The 26,188-nt window shown below is 35.2% G+C and carries 24 protein-coding genes and 3 pseudogenes; 14 read left to right on the top strand and 13 right to left on the bottom strand.

Annotated elements, in window-relative coordinates; genetic code table 11:
- Positions 1-47: 47 nt before the first annotated feature.
- The 4 genes from GQ589_RS07355 to rpmE all read left to right on the top strand — a co-directional run bounded on the left by GQ589_RS07355 (position 48) and on the right by rpmE (position 3,436).
- Positions 48-434, top strand: coding sequence for a YhcB family protein (locus tag GQ589_RS07355; protein ID WP_160425381.1), 387 nt, complete (start codon positions 48-50; stop codon positions 432-434).
- Between the two features lie 104 nt (positions 435-538).
- Positions 539-1,912, top strand: coding sequence for a Do family serine endopeptidase (locus GQ589_RS07350; protein ID WP_160411439.1), 1,374 nt, complete (start codon positions 539-541; stop codon positions 1,910-1,912).
- 114 nt (positions 1,913-2,026) lie between these two features.
- The gene (gene degS, locus GQ589_RS07345) at positions 2,027-3,079 is read left to right on the top strand and encodes an outer membrane-stress sensor serine endopeptidase DegS (RefSeq protein WP_160425418.1); all 1,053 of its coding nucleotides are present in this window, start codon (positions 2,027-2,029) and stop codon (positions 3,077-3,079) included.
- A 141-nt stretch (positions 3,080-3,220) separates the two neighbouring features.
- A complete protein-coding gene (gene rpmE / locus GQ589_RS07340) occupies positions 3,221-3,436 on the top strand; it encodes a 50S ribosomal protein L31 (protein ID WP_065636780.1) in 216 nt (71 codons plus the stop codon).
- Between the two features lie 80 nt (positions 3,437-3,516).
- Here the strand turns inward: rpmE and metJ are convergent, their stop codons facing one another.
- Entirely contained in the window at positions 3,517-3,831 is a 315-nt protein-coding gene (gene metJ, locus GQ589_RS07335) for a met regulon transcriptional regulator MetJ (protein ID WP_202112447.1), read from the bottom strand.
- A 177-nt stretch (positions 3,832-4,008) separates the two neighbouring features.
- Between metJ and metB the strand changes: the two genes are divergently transcribed.
- On the top strand, positions 4,009-5,175 hold the full coding sequence (gene metB, locus GQ589_RS07330) for a cystathionine gamma-synthase (RefSeq protein ID WP_160425380.1): 1,167 nt from the start codon (positions 4,009-4,011) through the stop codon (positions 5,173-5,175).
- Between the two features lie 89 nt (positions 5,176-5,264).
- Here the strand turns inward: metB and citX are convergent, their stop codons facing one another.
- The 7 genes from citX to GQ589_RS07295 all read right to left on the bottom strand — a co-directional run bounded on the left by citX (position 5,265) and on the right by GQ589_RS07295 (position 11,984).
- The gene (gene citX / locus GQ589_RS07325) at positions 5,265-5,861 is read right to left on the bottom strand and encodes a citrate lyase holo-[acyl-carrier protein] synthase (protein ID WP_160425378.1); all 597 of its coding nucleotides are present in this window, start codon (positions 5,859-5,861) and stop codon (positions 5,265-5,267) included.
- A gap of 16 nt (positions 5,862-5,877) precedes the next feature.
- Positions 5,878-7,407, bottom strand: a complete 1,530-nt coding sequence (citF, locus tag GQ589_RS07320; protein WP_237398354.1) for a citrate lyase subunit alpha — start codon at positions 7,405-7,407, stop codon at positions 5,878-5,880.
- Positions 7,408-7,417: 10 nt separating this feature from the next.
- A complete protein-coding gene (gene citE / locus GQ589_RS07315; RefSeq protein WP_160400311.1) occupies positions 7,418-8,305 on the bottom strand; it encodes a citrate (pro-3S)-lyase subunit beta in 888 nt (295 codons plus the stop codon).
- Positions 8,302-8,592 (bottom strand): citrate lyase acyl carrier protein, encoded by a 291-nt coding sequence (gene citD / locus GQ589_RS07310; RefSeq protein ID WP_160400312.1) that lies wholly within the window; start codon positions 8,590-8,592, stop codon positions 8,302-8,304. Before citD ends, citE begins: the two co-directional genes overlap by 4 nt.
- A gap of 21 nt (positions 8,593-8,613) precedes the next feature.
- A complete protein-coding gene (gene citC, locus GQ589_RS07305; protein WP_160400313.1) occupies positions 8,614-9,648 on the bottom strand; it encodes a [citrate (pro-3S)-lyase] ligase in 1,035 nt (344 codons plus the stop codon).
- 4 nt (positions 9,649-9,652) lie between these two features.
- Positions 9,653-10,498: a fumarylacetoacetate hydrolase family protein gene (locus GQ589_RS07300; RefSeq protein WP_160400314.1), complete on the bottom strand. Its 846-nt coding sequence runs from the start codon at positions 10,496-10,498 to the stop codon at positions 9,653-9,655.
- 88 nt (positions 10,499-10,586) lie between these two features.
- A complete protein-coding gene (locus GQ589_RS07295) occupies positions 10,587-11,984 on the bottom strand; it encodes a 2-hydroxycarboxylate transporter family protein (protein ID WP_370519425.1) in 1,398 nt (465 codons plus the stop codon).
- Positions 11,985-12,184: 200 nt separating this feature from the next.
- Here GQ589_RS07295 and GQ589_RS07290 point away from each other — a divergent pair, with 200 nt between their 5' ends.
- From GQ589_RS07290 to GQ589_RS07275, 4 genes are all read left to right on the top strand, one after another.
- On the top strand, positions 12,185-13,774 hold the full coding sequence (locus GQ589_RS07290) for a sensor histidine kinase (protein ID WP_160425375.1): 1,590 nt from the start codon (positions 12,185-12,187) through the stop codon (positions 13,772-13,774).
- 15 nt (positions 13,775-13,789) lie between these two features.
- Positions 13,790-14,491 (top strand): response regulator, encoded by a 702-nt coding sequence (locus GQ589_RS07285; protein ID WP_160400317.1) that lies wholly within the window; start codon positions 13,790-13,792, stop codon positions 14,489-14,491.
- A gap of 466 nt (positions 14,492-14,957) precedes the next feature.
- On the top strand, positions 14,958-15,818 hold the full coding sequence (locus GQ589_RS07280; protein ID WP_160401362.1) for an RNA ligase family protein: 861 nt from the start codon (positions 14,958-14,960) through the stop codon (positions 15,816-15,818).
- Complete coding sequence (locus GQ589_RS07275; RefSeq protein ID WP_160425372.1) at positions 15,818-16,960, top strand: AAA family ATPase; 1,143 nt, start codon at positions 15,818-15,820, stop codon at positions 16,958-16,960. The genes GQ589_RS07280 and GQ589_RS07275 overlap by 1 nt, the downstream gene beginning before the upstream one ends.
- Before the next feature lie 75 nt (positions 16,961-17,035).
- On the opposite strand, the gene citG is transcribed toward GQ589_RS07275, so the two are convergent.
- The gene (citG, locus tag GQ589_RS07270; protein WP_160401360.1) at positions 17,036-17,947 is read right to left on the bottom strand and encodes a triphosphoribosyl-dephospho-CoA synthase CitG; all 912 of its coding nucleotides are present in this window, start codon (positions 17,945-17,947) and stop codon (positions 17,036-17,038) included.
- Positions 17,948-18,046: 99 nt separating this feature from the next.
- Positions 18,047-21,037 (bottom strand): annotated as a pseudogene (locus GQ589_RS12545) (DNA translocase FtsK 4TM domain-containing protein); the annotation flags it as partial.
- A 546-nt stretch (positions 21,038-21,583) separates the two neighbouring features.
- On the opposite strand from GQ589_RS12545, the gene GQ589_RS07260 reads away from it, so the two are divergent.
- The 5 genes from GQ589_RS07260 to GQ589_RS07235 all read left to right on the top strand — a co-directional run bounded on the left by GQ589_RS07260 (position 21,584) and on the right by GQ589_RS07235 (position 24,827).
- Complete coding sequence (locus GQ589_RS07260; protein ID WP_160411431.1) at positions 21,584-22,303, top strand: outer membrane protein; 720 nt, start codon at positions 21,584-21,586, stop codon at positions 22,301-22,303.
- Positions 22,304-22,550: 247 nt separating this feature from the next.
- The gene (locus GQ589_RS12540; RefSeq protein ID WP_160425411.1) at positions 22,551-22,640 is read left to right on the top strand and encodes an HTH domain-containing protein; all 90 of its coding nucleotides are present in this window, start codon (positions 22,551-22,553) and stop codon (positions 22,638-22,640) included.
- A gap of 562 nt (positions 22,641-23,202) precedes the next feature.
- Positions 23,203-23,598 (top strand): DDE-type integrase/transposase/recombinase, encoded by a 396-nt coding sequence (locus tag GQ589_RS07245; RefSeq protein WP_160425407.1) that lies wholly within the window; start codon positions 23,203-23,205, stop codon positions 23,596-23,598.
- Between the two features lie 18 nt (positions 23,599-23,616).
- The gene (locus tag GQ589_RS07240) at positions 23,617-23,805 is read left to right on the top strand and encodes a hypothetical protein (RefSeq protein WP_160425368.1); all 189 of its coding nucleotides are present in this window, start codon (positions 23,617-23,619) and stop codon (positions 23,803-23,805) included.
- An 11-nt stretch (positions 23,806-23,816) separates the two neighbouring features.
- The gene (locus GQ589_RS07235; RefSeq protein WP_160425366.1) at positions 23,817-24,827 is read left to right on the top strand and encodes a hypothetical protein; all 1,011 of its coding nucleotides are present in this window, start codon (positions 23,817-23,819) and stop codon (positions 24,825-24,827) included.
- Between the two features lie 294 nt (positions 24,828-25,121).
- Here the strand turns inward: GQ589_RS07235 and GQ589_RS07230 are convergent.
- From GQ589_RS07230 to GQ589_RS07220, 3 genes and pseudogenes are all read right to left on the bottom strand, one after another.
- Positions 25,122-25,709, bottom strand: a pseudogene (locus tag GQ589_RS07230) (helix-turn-helix domain-containing protein); the annotation flags it as partial.
- Between the two features lie 56 nt (positions 25,710-25,765).
- Positions 25,766-25,981: a hypothetical protein gene (locus GQ589_RS07225; protein WP_160425364.1), complete on the bottom strand. Its 216-nt coding sequence runs from the start codon at positions 25,979-25,981 to the stop codon at positions 25,766-25,768.
- A 7-nt stretch (positions 25,982-25,988) separates the two neighbouring features.
- A pseudogene (locus tag GQ589_RS07220) lies at positions 25,989-26,188 on the bottom strand (hypothetical protein); the annotation flags it as partial.

The following is a 26,188-nucleotide window of genomic DNA, read 5'->3' as shown; positions in this document are numbered from 1 at the left end:
TTTCAATTTTATAAAATTATATATCTTAAAAATACAAGGAGTGGATTATGGATAAAGATATGTTGATTTATCTTATAATTGGGTTAGCAATTGGTTTTGTTATTGGTTTTATTTTTACGAGCATTATTAGCCCTAAAGCTCGTAAATATGCCAAAGTTAAACAAGAGTTAGAGCAAACGAAAGATGAATTAGTAGCACAAAAACAAATGATTGCTAAACACTTTTCACATAGTGCAGAGATATTAGATAATATGGCGAAAGATTTTCGTCGTCTTTATCAACATATGGCTGAAAATTCTAGTCAATTTGTGGATAATGATAGTATCCAGTCTTTGGATTTCGATTCTAGCTCTGATTTAAAATTGGACGGAACAGACGAAATTACACTTGGTAAACAACCTAGAGATTATTCTGATAATCCTTCTAATTTATAAAGCAGATGGAAATAAATCTTAATTATTAGCGATTTATTCACCATTATTTCATGGCAAAGCATTTTTATAGAGATTAATTTTTTGTAAAGGCGAGAGATTTTAAAATGATTGATTCATTAAGAAAACAAAAAAAATTGTTAAGTATTTGGGCATTAGGTTTGGGACTAAGCCTGTCTTCAGTGCTGAATGTTTATGCTTCTTTTCCTTCCATCCCAACTGATAATAACGCACAGCAACCAAGTTTAGCTCCTATGCTTGAAACAGTATTACCTTCAGTTGTCAGTATTAAAGTTGAGGGTACTGCGCAAATGCAAAATGATATGCCAGAGGAATTTAGACGATTTTTTGGTTATCCTGATAGTCAATCAAGAGCCTTTTCTGGGCTAGGATCAGGTGTAATTATTGATGCTGAAAAAGGATATGTTGTTACTAATAATCATGTTATTGATAATGCTGATAAAATAACGGTTTCATTAAATGACGGACATGAATACAAAGCAAAACTTATTGGCAAAGATCCACAAAGTGATATTGCTTTACTTAAAGTCGAAGATGCAAAAAAATTAACCGCAATTAAGCTTGCTGATTCAGATAAGCTACGTGTTGGTGATTATGTGGTTGCAATTGGAAATCCATTTGGCATTGGGCAAACTGTCACTTCAGGAATTATTTCAGCACTTGCTCGAACTGGCCTTAATATGAATGGTTTTGAGAATTTTATCCAAACAGATGCATCAATTAATCAGGGTAACTCCGGTGGGGCACTGGTTAATTTGAATGGTGAATTAGTCGGTGTAAATACTGCAATTATTGCACCTAGCGGAGGAAATGTTGGTATCGGTTTTGCAATTCCGAGTAATATGGTGAAAAGTTTAACTTCTCAACTTATTGAATATGGTGAGGTTAAACGCGGTGTGCTTGGTATAAAAGGTAACGAGTTAACATCTGATATTGCAAAGGCATTTGATCTAGATATACAAAAAGGTGCATTTGTCAGTGAAGTTCTAGATGATTCTGCGGCAAAAGCGGCTGGAATTAAGTCTGGGGATGTTATTGTTTCAATGGATGGTAAACCAGTAGATAGTTTTGCTGAATTAAGAGCTAAGATTGCAACAACAGGTGCTGGACGAACAGTAAAATTAGGATTAATTCGCGATGGAAAAGAGATAACTGTTAATGTTAAATTAAAAAATAGCGATGAGTCGTCTACTGAAGCCAAATCTCTTCATGCAGCCCTTGATGGCGCAAATTTAAGTAATGGTGAAGTAAAAGGACAAAAAGGTGTGTTAATTGAAAGCATTGCTAAAAACTCTCCTGCATCTCGTTTAAGTTTACAAGAAGGTGATCTTATTACTGGTGTTAATAAAGAAAGAGTGAATAATATTGCCGAGTTGCGTAAAATCATTGATAGTAAACCATCAGCTATTGCTTTGAATATTATACGAGGTAATAGTCGAATTTACCTTATTTTACGCTAATTATGAAGCCACAATTTCGCCGATATCTTTATCGGCGAAAACTCTCATATTAAGCTTTGATTAGATATGGTAGAATTTCATCTATCATCTTATTACTACCCAAATAACCCACAAATGCTTAAAAAATTTTTATGGCCAATATTAATTGGTACGGTTTTAGCTATTGTTTTATTGATTATTTTCCCTTCTTTGCAAAAAGGGAATCAATCAAATTTTCCAAGTTCAATTTTTAGTGATAGCCCATTAAGTTATTCTAGTGCAGTTAAAATTGCAGCTCCTGCAGTGGTTAATATTTATAGTCGCTCAATTAATTCTTTATCTAAAGAATCACAAGCTAGCGCAATAACTCCGCTTGGTTCAGGAGTAATTATGAGTGAGCAAGGTTATATTGTTACTAATTATCATGTTGTTGACGGTGCAGAACAAATTATTGTTGCATTACAAGACGGGCGGATTTTTGAAGCGCTACCTGTTGGTTCTGATAAGTTAGTGGATATTGCAGTGTTAAAAATTGAAGCAACTAATCTTCCAACTATATCCATAAACCCAAATCGTGAGCCCCAAATTGGTGATGTAGTTTTAGCAATTGGTAATCCTTACAATATAGGTCAAACCATTACACAAGGTATTATTAGTGCTACTGGTCGTGATGGGTTAAGTCCTTATCGACGACAAAATTTTATTCAAACTGATGCATCAATAAATCATGGTAATTCTGGTGGAGCACTCGTTAATACTAAAGGTGAATTGATGGGAATTAATACACTCACTTTTGCAAAAAATTTAGGTAATGATGTTCCTGAAGGCATTGGATTTGCAATTCCAACTTCTTTGGCTGTAAAAATTATGAATAAATTAATTCAGGATGGAAAAGTTATTCGTGGTTATATTGGGATTGATGGTTTAGAGTTTTCGCCAACTCAAAATCCAAGTGATATACCCGTGGTATTAGGTATTTTAGTTACCAATACTGAAGGTCCTTCATTACAGGCGGGCATACAAACTAATGATATCTTGATTATGGTAAATAATAAGCCTGTTAAATCAATAGTTGAAACAATGGATCAAATTGCTGAGTTGAAACCGGGTACGACTGTCCCCATTATTGTATTGCGAAATGGTGAAAAGGTTAAGTTACAAGTAACAATAGGGTTGTTACCTGTTTAATTAGTTTTTTGTCGCTTGATTATTTAAGCTTTAAGGCATATAATTCGCAACCTTATCATGTTTTTTAACACTCGTATGGTGTATAGATTTTGCTTTTATAGCCGTTTATATAGCGATACAAACAAACTTTAGAGGTTTATTATGAAAGAAGGTATCCATCCAGAATATACTGCAATTAATGCAACTTGCTCTTGCGGTAACGTAATTAAAACGCATTCAACTATTGGCCATGATATTCATCTTGACGTATGTGGTGAATGCCATCCGTTTTATACAGGTAAACAACGTGATGTTGCAACTGGCGGACGTGTAGATAAATTTAAACAACGTTTTGCTATGGTTGGTGGTAAAAAATAATATTGCGATAAGCAATAATAAAAAGGCGCTTAGTGCGCCTTTTTATTATTTAAGAAAAATTAATATTGAAAAATAATTTTTTACTCATCAATTAAATCTGGATCGATGCCTAATTTTCGCATCATTTTTTGTGTTTTTATTGGGATACCATCTTCTCGGTCTTTTTGCAAATCTTCATCACATGGTAAAGGTTGACCTGTGTAAGCATGAAGAAAAGCTTCACACAATAATTCACTATTTGTGGCATGACGCAAATTATTCACTTGTCTGCGAGTACGCTCATCAGTTAGTATTTTTAATACTTTAAGTGGAATTGATACTGTGATTTTTTTTACTTGCTCACTTTTTTTACCATGCTCTGCATAAGGGCTTATGTATTCGCCGTTCCATTCCATTATTGTTCACCAAAATTACATCACAAATAATGTGGTTAATTTTATCTTTTTTTTCATATTACTGCAATCTACACATCAAGACAGTTAGACGTCTAGACATGTTGACGTCTTTTTTTTATATGTTATGCTTACAAGACTAATCTTATATTAAATAAAATATTGTTTGAGGGCATTATCATGACTATTCAAACTGAAAACTTAAGTCAAGGGACGATTGCTGTTCGCGGTGGATTAAATACCGACGATCAATATGGCAGTGTTGTTCCAGTTATCACACCATCTACTTGTTATCGCTATGAGGCTTTTGCAAAACCAAGAGAGTTTGACTACGGTCGAAAAGCCAATCCTAGCCGTCGCTTGGTAGAGCAAACGATTGCTAAATTAGAAGGAGGCATTGATGCCATTTTAACTAATTGTGGTATGTCGGCAATTCATTTGATCAGTGTTGCATTATTAGCTCCTAATGATTTAGTTGTTGCACCACATGATTGCTATGGAGGTAGCTATCGCCTTTTTAATAGCTTAAGTCAACGTGGTTATTTTAAAGCCAAATTTGTTGATCAATCCGATCCTGTTGCATTAAAAGAAGCGCTTAGTTTACGCCCAAAATTAGTATTAATTGAAACACCAAGTAATCCTTTATTACGTGTTGTTGATATTCAAAAAATTGCAGAGCAAGCTCATCAAGTTGGGGCTTTAGTTTTAGTTGATAACACCTTTATGACCCCGATATTACAAAAACCGCTAGAACTTGGTGCCGATATTGTTAGCCATTCTTGTACTAAATTTTTAAACGGACATTCAGATTTATTAGCGGGAATTTTAGTCTTTAAAGATCAGCAACTAGCTACAGATGTTTTATGGTGGGCTAATAATATTGGTACGATGACGTCATCATTTGATAGCTATCTTCTGTTGCGTGGATTAAGAACACTTTCAGCGCGAGTAAAATTACAGCAGGACAATGCACAAAAAGTTGTTCAATACTTAGCTACTCATCCAAAAATAGCTAAAGTCTATCATCCATCTTTACCGTCAAACCTTGGGCACGATATCGCCCAAAAACAGCAAAAAGGCTTTGGCTCATTACTTAGTTTTGAATTAGTAGGTGATGCTGATACCATGCCAATGTTTTTAGAATCGCTTAAAATTTTCACCTTAGCTCAATCACTTGGCGGTGTTGAAAGCCTTGTATGCCATCCTGCAACGATGACTCACTCAGGCATTAGTGCTGAGGCTCGAAAAACAGCAGGGATTTCAGATCAGTTATTGCGTATTTCTGTCGGCTTGGAAGATATTGCCGATTTACTTGCTGATTTAGAACAAGCATTGGCAAAAGTGTAGTGTCTATTTTAGCGCATCTATATTTAGATTTAGCTATTTGGATTAATGAAATAGATTTATTTCGTTAATCCTATTGGTTTTTATATTCCTTAATACATTGGCAAGCTAAAATAGTCGTTTGTTATTTTTTTTATGGTAGAAAAGACCTCATCAATAGTGTGTTTTCTGCTTCGACTACATACTTTGGCCATTTCTTGGCAGACTAAACATTGCCTTGAGTGGTGATCAAATTTAGCCCGAGAAATACTTTGTTGGGTTATTGGGTCAATGACATCAATATCCCATAGGCGACCTAAAGGATGATTATTTTCTATATTAATACAGCATTGCTTTAGTATATCGGCTGAGCATTTTGCGACAATAATGGCTTCACAGCCAGTAATGTGATGAAAATGGGTTTCATGTATTAATGAAATATCATTTTTTGATAGGGTACTGTGTATAGTGGCAATGGCCTCTTTAAATAATCGATTCGCGCCACTACTATTTTTTATTGGTCCGGGGATAACTAAACTTAACGAAATAAGTGGATAATGATAACGTTTTATTGCTTCTTGTTGGCTTTGTACACGTTTTTCTTTAGCCAATAACATCTGTTCAAGTGTGATGGGGGTGCCATCATCAAATTTAATTAATATATCATTCATAATGAAAAAGATAAGTAGCATGGCATCAGCTAATGTCATGCTACTTTGTGGTTAATTAGTCCTTAACTTGACGAACCACATCAATGATTGAACCATCACGGAAATGAACAACACCAACGATTTTATCATTAAATTCAATTGGTTTTGGTTCACCCGTTAACGAAACAGCACGTTGATATAGCTCTTCAATACTCATGACTGGTAAATTAGCCGCTTTTAATCGTTCTGCAATTTCAGGACGAGCAGGGTTAACCGCTATACCATGGTCAGTAACAAGAACATCGACACTTTCACCTGGTGTCACAACCGTTGTAACTTTCTTAATTACAGTAGGGATTCGGCTACGAATGAGTGGCGCAACAATAATAGTTAAATTTGCACCAGCAGCTGTATCACAGTGACCACCTGATGCGCCACGCATAACACCGTCAGAACCAGTTAACACGTTAACGTTATAATCAAGGTCAATTTCTAACGCACTAAGGATCACAATATCTAACTCATCGACACTAGCACCTTTAGAGGCTGGATTTGCATAGACATTAGTTGAAACTTCAATATGATCTTTATTTCGACCTAAAGATTGTCCAGCTGTACCATCAAAGCTTTGAGTATCAAGTAAACGTTTTACTAAACCTTTTTCATGAAGATCAACAATACTAGCCGTAATACCACCTAAAGCAAATGATGCGGTGATATTTTTAGCACGCATACGATTTTCTAGGAAACGTGTTGCTGCGGTTGAAGACGCACCAGAACCAGTTTGAATAGAAAAACCATCTTTAAAATAGCCTGAATACTCAATAACATCTGCTGCATAACGCGCAATCATCAGTTCACGAGGGTTACTAGTGATACGTGCAGCACCAACGCTGATCTTAGTTGGATCACCAACCTCATCAACTTTAACAATATAGTCAACTTGATCTTGGCGAATACTTGCTGGATGATTTGGGTAACCAACAATATCTTCAGTAAGTAATACGACTTTCTTAGCAAATTGAGCATCAACCATAGCATAACCTAATGCACCACATTGTGATTTACCAGATACACCATTAGCATTACCTTGTTCATCAGCAGTTGAAACCGCCAAAAATGCAATATCAATATTAATTTCGCCACTTTGAATCAATTTTACACGTCCGCCGTGAGAATGGATATGAACAGGGTTATCCATCAAACCATGTGAAATGGCATCAGCTAATTTACCACGTAAACCCGATGTATAGATTTTTGTAATCACACCCGATTCGATATGAGGGATAAGTGCTGAATTACAACTTAATAGTGAGCTTGATGCTAATGTTAAGTTTTTAATGCCTAATTTGCTAATTGTTTCAACGACTTTATTGATAACTTTATCGCCTTCACGAAATGCATGATGGAAAGAAATTGTCATACCATCACGCAATTCACATTTATGAATCGCTTGTTCAATAGAGTCACACAATTTACGCGTATATTTAGACTCATCTTTTAAATAAGGAGTCGTAGCGTTAGCGTCAATAAATGGCGTGATATTCTTGAGATCTGGATGCTGTTTAAGCAAATCATCAATTTTTTTATTTATAGAAGTCATCATTTTAATCCTATCAAATTTCTTTACGTACACCGGAATATTTTGCTAACTCAATCACTTTTCTAGCACGAGCAATAATCGGTGCATCAATCATTTTGCCATTTAGAGAAATAACGCCAAGGCCTTTTCTTTCACCTTCTTCAGCAGCTTCAACCACTTTTTGGGCGTTTTCAACTTCAGCAGCAGTTGGTGCATAAGCATTGTGTAACAGTTCAATTTGTCTTGGATTAATAAGTGATTTACCGTTATATCCAAGTTTCTTAATTAGGCTGACTTCTTTTAAGAAGCCTTCATCGTCATTAACATTTGAATACACCACATCAAAAGCATCGATGCCAGCCACTCGCGCGGCATGTAAAACAGCACAGCGAGCATAAAATAACTCAGTACCATCGCCACGTTCAGTTTGCATATCGACAAGATAGTCAAATGCAGCTAGAGCAATACCAATTAAACGAGGTGAAGATTTAGCGATAGAAACCGCATTCACAACGCCTTGAGCAGATTCAACAGCGGCCATCAATTTAGTGCTGCCTACTTCACGTCCACACTCTTTTTCAATTCGTTCTACATGTGCTTCTAGTTCGTGAATATCTTCAGCACAGTTGGTCATTGGTAAACGTATAACATCAACACCAGCTCTTACTACGGCTTCAAGGTCTTTTAAACCAAATGGAGTATTAAGTGCATTGATTCGTACCACTGTTTCAATTCCATGCTCTTTATAAACAGGAAGACGTAACGTTTGTGCTACTAATAAACGGGCTGAATCTTTTTCTTTAATTGAAACCGCATCTTCAAGGTCAAACATAATTGAATCGGGTTTATAAACAAAAGAGGTTGATAGCATTGCCGCATTTGCGCCCGGAAGAAATAGCATACTTCGACGTAATTTTTTCATAGTAATTTACTCCAATCTAAGTTTTCTTCTTCTGCGCCACGTAATACTGCACATTGAATTCTTGCTTTGATAGCACAATCAAGTGCGCCTTTATCATCAATAATAATTAAGCCATCTGTTACGTTCAGATCTTGTAATGTTTGCTCAACCACAGCGCGAATTTGATCACCAAATTGTTTATTAACATCGCTATTAATAACAATTTCAATCCCGGTATTAGGCATGACTTTGACTAACAAATCACTTGATTCGAGAGTCCCTGCCATGGCTTCTTTTTGTATTTTCATTTTTTTACCTTTTAAAATGTATTAAATTTTAAATTTATCTAAATTAGCTGAAAGGTAATTCCACGTTGTTGGTGGAACTAGCTTTTTTACCTGTTCATATTGCTCAGATGCTAATAATTTCCTCACTAATGAGGCTGATACAATAGTATCCCCTTCGGTTATTCGTGGAACCTCAACAACAGTAATCGCTGATTGTACACTGATAGCTTTATCTTCAAGCCAATAAGACATTGCTTCGTTATAAGCTTTAGTGACTTCATCATATGGTTCAGTTCCAACAAAGCGATAGGTGATATTCAGTGCTGGCGCGATATAGTTTCGGAATATAAGCAGATCGATGCCCATATAAGCTCGATCTATTTTTGCCTTATCTTTTAGAAAATAAGTAGGAAACGTTGCTCTTGAAATAATATAAGGCGAGCTTGCGTGTACTGTAACATTTTTTATGTGTTTAGATCCATCTTTGACTAATTGTAAACGAGTCTCAAACGAAAATAGCGACGCATTTTCATTAACAACAAAAACGTGCAACCAGTCACACTGGCTAGCTGCGTACTGTATAAGATATTGATGACCTTTTGTGAAGGGGTTAGCGTTCATTACAATACTACCGATTTTCTCCCCTTCTTTTTGTTGCGTATTGAGTTTTTTACAATACTGCCTAATACCGACTGGGGTGTTTTCCATCAGAACAGCCAGATCGGTGATTTCAACAATAGGATAAAAACCACATCCCTTAAAAAAATCTATATTTTCAGGTTTAGTATATAAAAAAAGGTGAAAATAACCATTCTCGTTAGCATATTTTATGGTGTGATCCATTAACGTCAGATTTAGTTGATTACCACGATAATCAGGATCAACAGCAACACATTTAATAATATCCCGATCAATACCTGCACAAGCAATAATTGTAGTGTTAAATTTTGCCACAACAAAAATAGTAACTTGAGAATCTAGCTTAAGATCGGCTCGCGATAATAACTGCTCAACACCTTGATAATCTTGTTTTGATTGAGAAATATCAATAACTGTATAATCAACCAAATCGTACATAAATTTACCTTTTTTCAGCGACTACATAATTGGTTAAACGGCCAATCCCCGTAATTTCAACTTCTATTGTATCACCATCTTGCATAAATACAGGAGGATTACGTTTTTTCCCTACACCACCTGGTGAACCGGTTAGGATCACATCGCCTGGTGATAAACGGGTAAATGTACTAATATAAGAAATTAATTCAGGGACAGTATGCACAAGATTTTTGATTGAATCATGTTGCATTTCTTGACCATTTAAATAAGTCGTTAACGATAATACTTTGGGATCAGGAATTTCATCACTTGTTGTAATACATGGACCAAATGCACCTGTGCTTGGCCAGTTTTTACCTGCGGTAAACCAAGTATATTGCCAGTCACGAATTGAACCATCCATATAACAGCTATAACCTGCCACATGAGATAACGCCTCTTCTTGGCTAATACGAAAACCCGCTTTACCAATAATAATAGCTAATTCACCTTCATAGTCTAATTCATTAGTGATAGCTGGTTTAATGATATTGGTTTTATTTCCTGTTTGAGAATCAGGAAAGCGAACAAAAAGAGTGGGTGCTGAACTGGTTTCATTAAATTCTGCTCGTTTTTCAGCATAATTCATACCAACACATAAAATTTTATTTGGATTTGGAATAACCGGTAAGTAAGTAATATCTTGTTCATCAATGTCGCTTGGGGCATCAAGATAGGTTTTAGCCATCGCTAGACCTTCATCATCGGCAAGTAATGATTTTAAATCGGCGTATTTATCACCTAATTTTTGTTTCAAATCAACAATGCCATTGTGAGTAAGAAGACCAAAACTTGCTCTATCAGAGACAAGATAACTGACAAGCTTCATGAAAACTCCTTAAAAGCTGTTTGTGCTAATTGTAAATAAAAAGAAGCGACCCTAGTTATAAACTAAGGTTGCTTTTTAGAAATTAAACTTAATTTATTAATTCGGCTATACTAACTAAATTATATTTTAATAAAACGTGGGCAAGTATTAGTAACGACAAAGACACATTAATTGCACCACCGATACGCGTAGCAATTTGTGCAAATGGCATTAATTCCATACGTTCAGCAGCAGTTAGAATCGCCACGTCACCTGTTCCGCCTTGACCACTTTGACAACAAGAAATAACAGCAGCATCGATCGGATACATGCCTAATTTTTTCGAAACAAAGAAACCAGTTGTAACCAGGCTAACAACTGTACAAATAATAACCGTCAAGTTTGTTAGTGTAAAAGCTGCAATAATGTCTTTCCATTCAGTGACAGCCACTCCTACCGCAAATAAAATTGGATAAGTAACAGATGTTTGGAAAAATTTATAAACAACTTGTGAACCACTCAATACTTTTGGTGATACACCCGATATTAGTTTTACCAAAACAGCTGCAAACAACATTCCTACAGGTGCTGGAATACCTGTTACAACTTTGAAAAGCGAACCAACCATATACAGTAGTGTGGCTAAAAGTACACCTGAGGCAAAAGTTGTTATATCAATAACCATTTCAGATTTAAGCGTTTTTTTATCAGTGGTATTGGTGTTATCACTTTCTGGGAATAATTTACCATTACCTGTTAAGTGTGGATAAGCTTTACCAATACGGTTAAGGACACCACCACAAATAATACCTGTTAATCCCCCTAACATAACGATAGGTAACACGCGGCCTAAACCATCTTCAATACCCAGTAGATCACCGTAACCTATTGATAGTGGAATAGCACCTTCACCAACACCACCAGCCATAATTGGTAATACTAAAAAGAAGAATGTATGAGCTACATTAAGGCCAAGTAAATAACCTACACTTATACCAACTAACATCCCAACAATTTCGCCACATAGCATTGGAATAAAAATCTTCAAGAACCCTTGAATAAGTGTTCGCTTATCCATGTTCATGATACTACCCACGATAATACAGCAGATATATAAGTAAAGGATATGGGTATCTTTATAGAATTTAGTTGTTGCTTCAACAACTGGTTTAGGCAAAATACCATAATAAACTAGTGCAGATGGTATAAACGTTGCACAAATTGCCGCAGCACCCATTTTCCCAACAATCGGTAAGCGTTTACCAATCTCGCCACATAAAAAACCAAAGAAAGCACAAGTTACCACCATTTCAACGATTTCGCTAGGTAATTTACCGGTTACTAACACTTCTAAAAAAATAAGAATACCCGCAATAATAAATAACGGAAGAGGGATTACACCAATTTTATAGTTATCCATTAGTCGCCACCAGTTATATGGCCACCCTGTTTGGTTTTCTTCTATATGATTAATTGTTGATTTTTCTTTATTATGCGTTTTTCCAATTGAATTGAAATCCACCATTACTTTTTTTCTCCAAAATGATTTTATTTATTCGAAATCAATGGCGGGTATCTTTACAAAAAATTAATTAATTTTTTGTGATATAAATCATAAATTAACTGTGGTTTTTATGGTTTTAAAGGCTATATGTTTTTTAATGCTGTGTTACACTTACTCTAATCTAATACGAAAGTTGTGTAAACATGCTAAAAAAATCCCAGTTAACGTTTACAACAAAGCTATTTTTATCGCTTTTGTTGTTTTCATTGATTGTTCTTGCATTATTGCAAAGCTACATTTGGAATACAACAGAAACCAATTTATACAGAAGCCTCGGTGAAAAGGCGCAAATTCAAGCAAAAGAGCTATCTGTTTTACCAAGTTTAATTCAATATGTCAAAAATAATGATACAAATGAAATAGCTAATTTAATTAACGATATATTTGAACAAAGTGATGCAAGCTATATTGTTATTGGTGATGCCAATGCAAATCGACTATTTCATACCGCAAATAGTCCGTTGCATTCGCCTATGGTTGGTGGCGATAACCGAGAGGTTCTTAATGGCAATAGCAGTGTTACCATTAGTCATGGATCTCTTGGCCTAGCGTTACGAGGCAAAGCACCTATTATTGATAACGGAAACGTCATTGGCATTGTGTCTGTTGGCTATATGATCGACGATATTTATGAGTTACATATCAGCCAGTTTATACCGATTATTGTTTTTTGTTCGCTACTTTTTTTGGCATTATTTATTTTCTCATTTTGCTTTTCAAAATCGATAAAAAAACAGATGCTCAACTTAGAACCAAATGAAATAGCACTGTTAGTGAAAAGCCAAAAATCGATTATGGAGTCCATATTTGAAGGCATTATCGCCATTGATACTCATTATCAAATAATTAATATTAACCAATCGGCTAGATGCATGTTAGATATTACTAATAGCGATGAATTGTTAATCAACCGTAAATTAAGCGACTTTATAAAATCTAATGATTTTATTTATGGCAGTGACAACCAACATCAAGATATACACGACCACATCTGTTACTTTAACGATATCAGCGTCATCGCTAACCGAATCCGTATCATTGTTGACGAAAAGATCCAAGGATGGGTTATCACTTTTCGCAATTTTAACGATATCAACCTATTGAGTATGCAACTAACACAAGTAACCCAATATGTCGATAATTTGCGTGCTATTAGGCATGAACATCTTAATTGGTTGGCAACATTATCGGGATTGATTTATATGAAACGATATGAAGAAGCACAATCATTTATCGCCTTACAATCCGCTGATAACCAAAACAATTTGGATTTTATTACTGAAAATATCCAAATCCCCGCAATTTGTGGATTACTGATTGGCAAATATTCAAAAGCGCACGAAATCGGCCTAAAACTCATATTTGACCCCGCATGCCAATTAAGTGCATTACCGGCACTTATTAGCGAAACAGAATTTATGTCAATTTTAGGTAATTTACTTGATAATGCTTTCAATGCTAGCTTAAAAAATGAACAAGGTGATAAAACAATTTATTTATATCTTAGTGACGCAACGGACGAAATTGTCCTTGAAATTAGTGACCAAGGTTGTGGGGTCGATCAAGATATTCGTAACTCTATCTTTGAGCCTGGAGTTACCTCTCAAGAAGGTAAAGAACACGGTATTGGGTTACATCTTGTTTCAACCTACATAAAAAAAGCCAATGGTTACATTACATTTGAAGATAATACCCCATATGGAACGATTTTTTCTGTATTTATTCCCAAATAATAGAAAGGTAATTGTATGAACGAATTTCAAGAAAACGCCATCAAAGTACTTATTGTTGAAGATGAACCAATATTAGCCGAATTAAATGCAGAATTTATTCAAAAAGACACCAAAGTCAAAGTCATAGGCATCGCATCAAATCTAGACGAAGCCAAAATTATGGTTGAAAAACTAAAACCGACTTTAATTTTGCTTGATAACTATTTACCTGATGGTCAGGGAATTGAATTATTTGAATATATAATCAATAATCAGCTAAACAGTTATGTTATTTTTATTACCGCAGCAAGCGACATGGATACTTGCAGTAAAGCGATTCGTTATGGCGCATTTGACTACTTAATAAAGCCCGTATCTTACCAACGGCTAAAACACTCGCTTGAGCGTTTTGAACTATTTTTATACCGACAAAGCCTACAAAAACACGTCAATCAACGCAAAATTGATGAACTGTTCAACTTACAAACCAAAGACTTTGTTAACATGAATCGCCGCTCAAAAGGTATTGAAGAAATCACATTACAAAAAGTAAAAGACCTATTTATGCAAACAGATAAAGCGCTCACCGTCGACGAAATCGTAGAAAAGGCTAACATCAGCAAAACAACTGCACGGCGGTATTTAGAATATTGCGTCCAAATCAAATTACTAACGGTAGAGCTTAATCATGGGAAGATAGGTCGACCAGAACGATTATATAAGCGGTTAGGGAAGTAAGGCTTTAAGGAAAGGAGGCGTTTTGTAAAAAAACGGTCAGGAAAGGTATTGATTTTATTGAAGTTTTTTTGATTGTTTTTTTCAGAAAAATCAACTGTTTGCATAACTAGGGTAACCCACTGACAACTAATAAATTAACAAAACCAATAATAACATACTCTGGATAATAGCCAATTAACGGTCAAAAAGTGATTAGGGAAAGGTATTATTTTTAACAATACTAACTATTTCTTATCATTAAACTTGACAATAAATTAGCAACTCTTGATAATAGCGCCGTTTTTTTAATCTAATAACTTCATTATAACGAGGTGGCAAAATGCCTGTAATTAACACTTTATCTTAATGCCGACTTGGTATTTCTATCCTATTGTCTTTTGCTTAGTTTTTTCTAAGCTTCTTCGTTGCAATTCAATCTATAGATTTTTGCCTTGTCGGTTTTCCCTTATTTTTTGGAGAAAACATTATGACAACGGAATCTTATATTCAAAATTTAGAATTAATTAAATATCCACGAACACCTCATTTAGAAGGATCACGCTTACAATTTGGTGATAGTGAACATGGACAACGTCCTTATAAACAGTTAACTGGTCAGTATATTGTTGTTGAAGAAAAGCTTGATGGTGCAAACTGTGCAATTAGTTTTTCGGCAAGTGGTGAACTTTTGCTTCAATCCCGAGGACATTATTTGATAGGGGGAGCTAGAGAGCGTCAATTTAACCTATTAAAACACTGGGCTTGCGTGCATGAAAAATGGCTACTTGAGCGTTTAGAAGATCGTTATATCCTTTATGGTGAATGGTTACATAAAAAGCATGCTATTTTTTATGATGCATTACCTCATTATTTTTGTGAATTTGATATTTGGGATAGGCAACAAAACTGTTTTTTATCGACTTTAAAACGACATCAGTTATTAGCTGACGGTCCTATTTTATCGGTACCTGTGTTGTTTGCAGGGCTTGCTCCCGCTAAATTAAGTGATTTATTAGCGTTAATTACATCTTCTTTAGCTAAAACCGCCAATTGGCGTGCTTGTTTTGAAAAGATGGTAATGCGTGAAAAACTTGATTTAACTAAAGCTTGGCAACAATGTGATGATTCTGATTTGATGGAGGGATTATATATTAAAATCGAATCGGAAGAGCAAACGCTTGATCGCTTAAAATGGGTTAGGCAAGATTTTGTTCAGGCGATTTTAGATGCAGGACAGCACCATAGTGAACAGCCTTTTATTCCAAACCAATTGGCTCAAAATGCTCAGTTATATACGCCACAATTGACGGTGAATTGGAATAATCGATGCCTAAATGGAGGTAAGTGATGAATTACCAAGCATTAAAACAGCAAATAGCAAGTACCTTGGCAACTGATGATTTTAGTCCATGGTTAACGTGTATTCCTGAATTGAATGACTTAATCATTACACCGCAAGATCCCTCGCACCATGGCGAGGGTAACGTTTGGATTCATACGCAAATGGTGATACGGGCATTATTGGCAGAAGAAGAATTTGCCAATGCAACAGAAGATGAGCAGTTTGTATTATTTATGACGGCTTTGTTGCATGATATCGCTAAACCTGAAACCACGGTTATTGATGAAGACACAGGTAAAATTACGCAACCACGGCATTCCAAAAAAGGCGAGATTCGTAGTCGTATTTTATTATGGCGAATGGGTGTGCCATTTGATTTACGTGAGCAAATCTGCCGAATCATTAGTGTACATCAAGTGCCTTTTTTTGCATTAAGTGATGCGCAAAAAAAGAGATCGCCTGAGTTTTTAATTCATCGTTTATCATGGCAATTGCCTATTTGGATGTTATGCCTGCAAGCAAAAGTGGATATGAAAGGGCGCATTTGTGCTGATAAAAAAAGAGCACTTGATGAAGTTGAATTATTCAAGCAGTTGGCGCTTGAGGAGGCGTGTTTATATCAGCCTTGCCAATTTGTTGATGATTATACTCGAGTGCAATATTTTCGAGGCAGTAATGTGTTACCTGATTATCCATTGTTTCCGCAAAAAGGTTCTCATGTGATTATGCTATCGGGTTTACCTGCTTCAGGTAAAAATAGTTGGATCAGTCAGCATTACCCAACTTGGGCAGTTGCTTCTTATGATGATGCTAGAACTGAGCTCAAACTAAAGCATGGTGAAAACGAAGGGCTTGTTATTCAATTTGTTCTGGCAAAGGTTAAACAGTGGTTAAGAGCAAAACAACCTTTTATTTGGAATGCGACTCACTTATCGCAAGAGATGCGTCAAAAGGCATTGGATTTGCTTTATGCTTATCATGCGAATGTGGAAATCGTCTATCTTGAACAGCCAGAAAAAGAGTTGTATCGCCGTAACTCTGCGCGGGATACGACCTTGCCAAATAAAACCATTCAACGGTTATTAAATAAATGGGAAGTTCCACTACAGACTGAAGCGCATAAGGTGAGTTATTTAATTAATTCATAACACTATTATTCATATTATATCATACTCATTGGGGCTGATATTAAGCCCCAAAATTGGTTGAATGATAGTGATAATTTATTTTTTTTGCTTATTTTCTTTATTATATTGAAACAAAAACCAAGTCACCGCAATTAAATCCGCCGTGCCTCCTGGGCTTAAATTACGTTTAATTAATTCAATATCAAGCTGATGAAGGTTCTGCCGTGCTTGAGGATGAGCAATACCGCCTTGTTTGATCAGTTTTTGGGCTTGCTCTTGAACAAAAGCCAACCCTTCAAGTCCACCTCGAGCAACCAAGTTGGTATCTTGATTAAAGGCAAGCAAATGTAACATTACTTGTAATAAGCTGGTTTCTTCGTCGTAACTGTGATTTTGCATTTCTTGATAAATAGGTAATGAAATGTTTCTAACTGTCGCATAACCTGATTCAGCTTCACCTCGTGCGCCAGAGAGTTTGTGGCGTTTAAATAATTTTTCGCCTATTGAATTAGCTTGGTTATTTTGTTGTAGTTCGCTGTGGACGATGCCTTGGCAAATTGCTGAAACTTGCTCACAAATGCTTTGTGCATTGGTCGACAAGCCGAGTTGTTCTAATCGACCTATCGCCCCTAACAACAATCCAAAGGCAAAAATTCCTCCTTTATGGGTATTTATTTGGTTAGTGGCTTGGAACATGGCTTGTTCGCACTCAATACCAATAGGTCTAATACCGGCTAAAAATAGGTTGTTATCGTGTAAAGCTGATGTTTTTCCGTAGTTGTAAAAATGTTCAAACCAGTGACTAATGGCGTTGATGCTGTGGACAAAGGTTTGAAAATCCATGTCACGATGGGAGCCACTATTATTCATATCAACCAGTCCGGGCTTAGGTGACAGACAAATTTCTTTAATGAGCGCTTGGGTTGCCAGTTTTGCAGGTAAACATCGGTTGGGGTCATTATTGAGTTTTAGTTCTAATAATGCTATTTGCTGATAATAATTATTCATTATTATTTTTACCTATTGGGATGAGAGTTAGTATGTTGTGCGCTACGATGGTGTAATAAACCAATCCATTGCTTTAAATGGTTTGGTTTATTATAAAAATTAGTAATCACTAGTTGATACAGCAAGTACTTCCCGATTGCCGTTGTGGCTTGGGGCGCTAATGATGCCCTCAACTTCCATTTGTTCTACAATTCGGGCAGCACGGTTATAGCCGATTCTAAATTTTCGTTGCACACTAGAAATAGACGCTCGTCGGGTTTCGACAACAAATGCGACAACTTGATCAAATAATGGATCAAGTTCTTCGCCTAACATATCAGCGTTGCTGTTTTCGCTATCATCGCTTGCTACAGTGACATTTTCAATATATTTTGGCGTGCCACGCGCTTTCCAATCTTGCACAACAGCATGCACTTCTTCATCACGGACAAAGGCGCCGTGTACACGAATTGGTATAGAGCTATTCGGGGCTAAATATAGCATATCCCCCATGCCAAGTAGTGATTCTGCACCCATTTGATCTAAAATAGTGCGTGAGTCAATTTTGCTTGATACGGTAAAGGCAATCCGTGTAGGAATATTGGCTTTGATTAATCCAGTAATGACATCGACCGATGGGCGTTGTGTTGCTAGTACAAGGTGTATGCCTGCCGCTCTTGCTTTTTGTGCAAGCCGTGCAATTAGTTCTTCGACTTTTTTACCAACAGCCATAATAAGGTCAGCAAATTCATCAACCATAACGACAATGTATGGTAACTTTTCAAGCGTTGGCATGTTAAGATCCATGCTGTCGGTTGGTTTCCAAAGTGGATCAGGAATTGGTCTGCCCATTTGTTCTGCTAATTTTATTTTTTCGTTATAGCCTGCAATATTGCGTACGCCTAATGCTGACATTAAGCGATAACGACGTTCCATTTCGTTAACACACCAGTTGAGCGCATTAGCAGCATCTTTCATGTCGGTTACTACTTGAGTTAGTAAGTGAGGGATCCCTTCATAAATAGAAAGCTCAAGCATTTTGGGGTCGATCATTATAAACCTGACATCTTCGGGTTGTGACTTATATAAGATGCTTAGGATCATTGCATTGACGCCAACTGATTTTCCCGATCCTGTGGTACCTGCAACCAGTAAATGTGGCATTTTTGTCAGATCAGCAACCACTGATTGCCCAGAAATATCTTTACCTAATACCACGGTGAGAGGAGATTGTGCGTCTTTAAATTGTGGGCTGTCTAAGACTTCTCGAAAATAGACTGTTTGGCGATTTTTATTCGGTAATTCAATACCAACATAAGGTTTGCCCGGAATCACTTCAACCACACGTACCGAAGGCATGGAGAGTGAGCGTGCTAAATCTCGGTCAAGTGTTGAAATTCGTGCAGCTTTAATGCCTGGGGCAAGTTCAATCTCAAAACGGGTTATAACAGGGCCAGGCATGTAGTCAACCACTTTTGCTTTAACGCGGTAGTCAGATAAGCTTTTTTCAATAAGTTCAGACATTGCGCTGAGTGCCGCATGATCCACTTCAATGCGTGCCGTTGGTGGTGCAGTTAATAAGTTTAAAGACGGCAGTGGTGTGGTCGGTTTCGGTAATGGTTTGTCATTACGTCTTAATAATGGGTGTATTAAGCTGTCTTTGTCATCTTCTTCAATGTGTTGAATTTGTTCAATTTCTGGAACTTGTTCAAATTGCTCACTTTTTTGGGCGTTTTCAATTCTCGCTTCTTCTGGGTAGATGTCGTCGATAACTGGGTTTTCTTTTTTGAGTGCTTCGGTATCAACGTATTCTTGTTGTTCTATGTTTATGTTTGTTTCCGTTTCGGTATCTGTTATAAGCTCTATATTTGCCGAGTTTTCTGTGTTTGTTGTAACTTCTGATTCTGGTATAAATGGTTGTTTAGTTTCCGCTATTTCAATTGTGGAAACATCGAGAGTTGCGTCAAAGGGGGGTTGTTCATTAGTAAATGTAATTTCAGGTTCATTATGCACTGAAGTAAATAAGGGTTTACTTGGTGCATCTGAAATTGTGTACTTTTCAGATTCTTCGAATGGTAATTTTTGTTCTGATTTTTGTGTTTGTATGACTTGTTTTATTTGCTCCATCGATGAAGATAGCGTTTTTTCTTGCTCTGGCGTTGCTCGATTGTTATTCATGTTTTGAATAATTGATTCAAGGCGAGATAAGATCTCGTCTGGGTCGAGCTCTTTTTTTGATTGGCTATCTGTTTTAGGTGATGTTTCTACCGTCTGGGTCGATGTTGTTAATGTTGGTAATTGTGCATCTTGATGGCGATTGAGTAGTTCGTCTGTTGTTTTTATTGTTATTGTTTCATCTTGTATCGATGCGCTGTTATCCAAAGATTCTGCTTGAGATGCTTCGTTATTAACGATAGATGGTGATTGAATTAGATTGCAATTATCCTCTTTTTGATCGAAAGGAATGGTTAATTGCGGTTCTTTTGTTTCTTCATTGGTTGATGCAATTAGGTTTTTTGATATTGCATCTGTTTGTTCTATTTTATGGGTTTTTCTTGGCGTTATTAACCATCTAATTGGTAAGAGTAATAACATGACAAAAGCGCCCAATTTTTCAATTAGATTTAACCATGATAATCCCGTTAATAATGTGACACAGGCTAAGCAAGTTCCAAGAAGAATTAAGGATAAAGCAAAGCGATCTATAATGGATAAAAGACTTTCAATCACTATTGCACCAAGGTAGCCACCCGCTTCAAATTGTTCAGAATCACCAATATTTAGCGCAAAAAAGCCAGTAGCGCTAAATATAAATGCTAAAACGCCAATAATCCGAAACGATAAGCTAAAGTAGTTAATCGGATCATTGGTATGTTTATAAAAATAAACGCTTAGCTGTAAACAAATAAAAATGATAATGAAAGGTATGCTATAAGCAATAAAGCCTAAAAATTGGAAAAAAATATCGGTGGTATAAGCACCAATATAACCGCCAAAATTGTTAATAGGATCATGCCAAGCCGTACGAGACCAGGCAGGATCAGATGGATCGTAAGTGAATTGTGATAAAAATAAACAAACAGCTAACCCAATTATTGTTAGTAAAATAAATTGAGTTGTAATCTGTTTTCTTGTAATTTTTGGCTTTTTCAAACACGTACCTAAACATTGTCGTTATTAAATTTGTGGGCATTTTATCATAAATTGCACTCTCTCAAAGAGTGAATATAAAGATAAAACGTCATTAATTGTTATCATTAATTAAATAATACAAGGTTTTCATTAAATCATATGACAATGCGAATTGTTTTTAATTTATGATTAAAATAGTTTTCTAAAAACTCATAAAAAGTTTTCCTAAAAATTACTTTATATGGTTTAACTGTATTTTAACAATTAATAACTTGCTGATGTTTTTTGTTTTCTATTTTTTAAGTGTTTATGATGATAAACATCTCCATTAAAGCATGTATCGCTTTTTATTGTTTTATCAAAAATTGACAAGCATATAAGAAGGTATAATAGAAACTAAATTTGAAATAATTAAGTATTTTTTATTAATGTTTAATTAATGGACTTCTATATTAGACTATTCTATAATTTCCTAGTTTTAATAAACTAAAAACAGTAAATGAAAGTAAAGGAAAGTAAAAGAAAATGAAAAAGACATTAATTGCATTAACAACTCTTGTGGGATTCTCTGGTTTGGCTCATGCTGAAAATGGATTTTATCTTGGCGGTCAATTAGGGGCTTCAGTGCTAGGCGTAAGTAATTTTGAAAATAGCTTGCATTATGGTAGTAGAGGAGTTTTGAAGGATGACCTTTTTGATTCAATGCATAAAACTAAATTAGCAGGTGCTTTGAATTTAGGTTATAATTTCTCAGATTATGATATCCCTGTACGAGCTGAATTATCTTTTACACTACGTGGTAATGCAGAGAAAAAGGAAAATAGACACAATACATACGAAGATTATACTCTTCGTTCTACTCAAAAAACTAAAGCACGAATGAATACATTAATGTTAAATGGTTATTATGACATTGATATGGATTCAGTAGTTACTCCATTTATTGGTGTAGGGTTAGGTGTTGCATTCACTAAATTAGGAAATAGTCATACAGAAAAATATAATGTTTCTGTTGACGGTGTTGATTACGAGCGTTCGTTATCAAAAACAAAAACTAAATTTGCATGGAATCTTGCTGCTGGTGTAGCTTATAAAGTTAATAATAATATAAATATTGACTTCACAGCTCGCTATGTTGATGCAGGTAAAGTTACTATTAAGAAACGAAATGAATATTATCAAAATAAAATAAGTGGCGATTTAAGCTCAGTTGATTTATTAGCTGGTATTCGTTATAGCTTTTAAACAATGAACTAAATAAGCTGAAAAGGGAATAACCCTTTTCAGTTCTTTATAGTCTTACATTACATGTTTTTGAGTTTAAGTTGAATAGATAAGAAGTTATTAGTAATTAGTCATACAATTCAAATCAATATTAACTAAAGTGTAGCATTTCCTTGCGTTATTTACAGTAATTTGAGAAACGACTGTAATAAATATACATAAAAAACAAAATTAACGCCTTACCACAGACAAGAGATAGGGTGCTTATATCATAAAAAAAATAACAGTTACAGATTTGGCTGAACGCTTTATGGTCAGTCGTCCTACCATTTATAACATACTAAAGAAAGCCGATTGAAACTGTTTGTACCTTTAACCAGTAAACATGAATGTTATAAAACCATCAGTTATGGAATTAAACGTCTGGTTAAAGTTGAAAAATCTATTGAAGATAAATTAAGACGACAAGCTAAACGCTATAACGAAACCTATCCAAGTGAATACTACACGTTGATACCAAACGTTTATCTTTACTTAAAAATGAAACAAAGGCACAACCTAGAGAATATTTATTTGTTGGCATTGATGATTTTTCACGTGAACTTTATGTCAGTATTCATCCTGATAAATCCCAATTTAACTCAGTACAATTTTTTTCAAAATGATGTATTAGCCTAGTGTCCTTATACCATTGAATGTACTTATTCCGATAATGGACGTGAATATCAAGGCACAAGTGAACACTTATTTGTCAAAACGTGTTATAGCCATCGTATCAATCAAAAATTCACCCAATCCGCATGCCCACAAACCAATGAGAAAGTCGAAAGAGTGATACGAACTTTGAATTGAGATGTGGCATAATCAGCAAATATTTAGTGATTTAAAAGAGAGAAAACAAGAGCTTAAATGATTTATTAATTTTTATAATACCGTTACACAAGCCTAATAGTAACCTTACGGTTAAAGCATTAAATATGGCAATACAGCGGCGTAAAGGAGAAAGCCCAACTTTATTTCATTGCGATCAGGGAATTCAATATCGCAGTGAACAGTCCCAACGGATATTAGCATCTTATCAAATTACCTTTAGCATGAGCCGAGCAGGAAATTGCTTAGACAATGCCGTGACTGAGCGATTTTTTAGATCATTAAAATCAGAAAGGAGCAACTATCGAGATTATGTAACCAGAGAGCAAGCAATAGCTGATATTATTGATTATATCGAACCTATTTATAATCAAAAAAGAAGACATTATAAACTGGAATTTATTTCACCTGCAGAATTTGAATACAATTTACTAAAAACGGCCTAAGATTGTCTCCAAGTTTTGTTGACCGTTACAAATAAACAAAAAAATAAATTAGGCTATAAAATCAACCCCGCATTCTTTGTTAATTTACAAGCTATAAATGAAAAAGAACAGAGAAAAGTAAAAGAGCGAAGATCAAAAGAAAAAGCAGCGAAAGAAAAAGCTAAAAGAGAAGCAAAAGCCAAACAACAACGCACAAATAAAAAATAAGGAATAACAAAATGAAATATATAAAGTGTATTTTACTCACGATATTATTAATCCCCGCCATTAGTTATGCCATGTTTCGTATTTATACCGGTACTATTGGGCAAGATAATGCAGAATTTTATTTTGATGATGAATATGCTTTTTATCTTGCGGGTAAAGAGCATCAAATTAAGCATTTAAGTTTTATCAGTAAGCCTAATGATGTGTTTAATTTTAATGTAGATTACACGGATTCGTCTAAAAAAGTATTAGATAAAATATATATTGAAAATTTTGATGAAGGCACTTTTTATCGTGGGACTGAGGACTATCAACATCTTACTGGCTATACGCTTAACGGAAAGAAAGTCAATTTACATAAAATATTTGAATATAAAAAATACGATGAACGTTCATTGCGTGAAGCAGAATTTAACAATATAGATTATTTACAACAGCATAGTACTAAGGATTTTTATTTTAAGGTGATAATATCTAAAAAGAAAAAAGAAGAAGCGAATATCGTTGGTATCAAGGTTTATCGTAAATATGATGGCAAGCAAATTCAAACCATTACCGGTATCAAAGGGTGTGAATTTCACGGTCATGTTAATATTGTGAGTTACGAAGATATTGATTATAATTTTGATGGTGATAATAATGATTTTCGTCTTGTTAAAGACAGATTAACTGGACCTAATCATACCTCGAAATATTATGTTTACGACAAAAAACAACAACAATTTGTCAAATTAAATCTTGAAGGCAACGCATTTCGCTTTGATTACGAAGAAAAAGAGGCCACCAGCTACAAAAACTGCCTCGGTAAAAAAAATAATGACTACATATTGCTAACCGATGATTTTAAATACATCGGCAATAATCGTTACAAAAAGATCAAAACAGAATGCCTGTATAAGGCAGACGGTCATGTGAACAAAGATAATAACCGATATGAATATAGAAAACAAAGGGCGTGCAAACCTAAAGAAATAAAAGCTTGTCGAAAGTATATTGATACTAATGATTATGATGATTATTAATAGCACTGAGGCAAATTATCAGCGATTTTAGTCTATGTTTTAGTATTTATTGTTGTTTTTTATGATTATTGGGGTAGTTTCAATTGGATTACTACTAAGATTTACTTATAAAAATCATTCAGGAAAGGTGTTGATTTTATTGGTGTTTTTATTTTAATGTTCCTGGATTCAAACATGAAGTGCAATTTGTCTTAACTCCTTCGAATAAAAGGAGGCAGGGCTTTTAAACTTATGCCGTTTTCTTGGGCGTGAGTTTAATAAATATTGTATTTCCTTTATTTGTTCGTCGTCAACGAATGAAATGGCCGCTGACTTAGGTATAAATGTTTGTTGGTATATTTTCCCTATGCCTTTAATGTGCCCTACATAATAGCTATCTTGTGCACATAAATAACCCGGATGATGTGTCTCAATTTCACCATGCGCTTCTCGTGATGCTTTGGCTTTTTCAAGGGCCTGTAATTGATTTTCCGTGAGCACACAGCCTTCTTGTGCCACTTTGGTTTCTAGGGCTATTAAGCGTTTTTTAAAACTTTCTAAATCGTGACGTAGCCAAATAGAGCGTACACCACTTCCTGACACCATTATACCTTCTTGACGAAGTTGATTGGCAACCCGATGTTGCCCATAAGCTGGATATTCATAGGCCATATTGACAACGGCTTGTTCTATATGTGGCTCTACCCGATTTTTTTCGATAGGCTTTTTACGACTGATTTCTTGAAGCGCAAGCTCCCCCCCTTGCTCATACAGTTTTTTAAAGCGATAATAGCTATCTCGACTGTATCCCATGACTTTGCAAGCTTGTTGAACGTTACCGAGTTGCTTAGCTAATTCTAAAAGTCCTAATTTAGGTTTAATGATTTTGGCTGTTTGATTCATTTCTGACTCTCCTTATTTGTGTTATAAAATAACTTGAATGTCAGATTAAGTAAAGACTATTGCATTTTTATTTCTTGTGTTGCATTATCAAATTTTTTCTTATTCTTTCCTGTTATCTGTTTATTAAAATAAAATTTATGCATAGCATTAATAAATTTTTGTTCATCAACATCTCTTAAATAAAGTGTATCAATGCTTTTCCCATTGACATGTTCAGCACTAGGAAAACAAGAACCTTCAGTAAAACAACTTCCTGTTGTAGTTAATTGCAAACCTGTTTCAGATAAAGCCTAGTCCCGTATATCTTCTTTCTGTGTTAGAAAACATATACCTAACCGTCACTTTGCCGTTAACATATTGAACTTCATCAGGCATCCTAACTAGCTCAATTTCTTCATCTAATGCTCTATATAATCGCCAAATAGAACCTTTCTTATTAGAATGAAAGCCATATTCTGCAATATCACCATTTTTATATT

The sequence above is a fragment of the Gilliamella sp. Pas-s27 genome, assembly GCF_009795865.1.
Classification (GTDB): Bacteria; Pseudomonadota; Gammaproteobacteria; order Enterobacterales; family Orbaceae; genus Gilliamella.
Note: the sequence above shows the minus strand (reverse complement) of the source record. Positions and strands in the feature narration are given on the sequence as shown.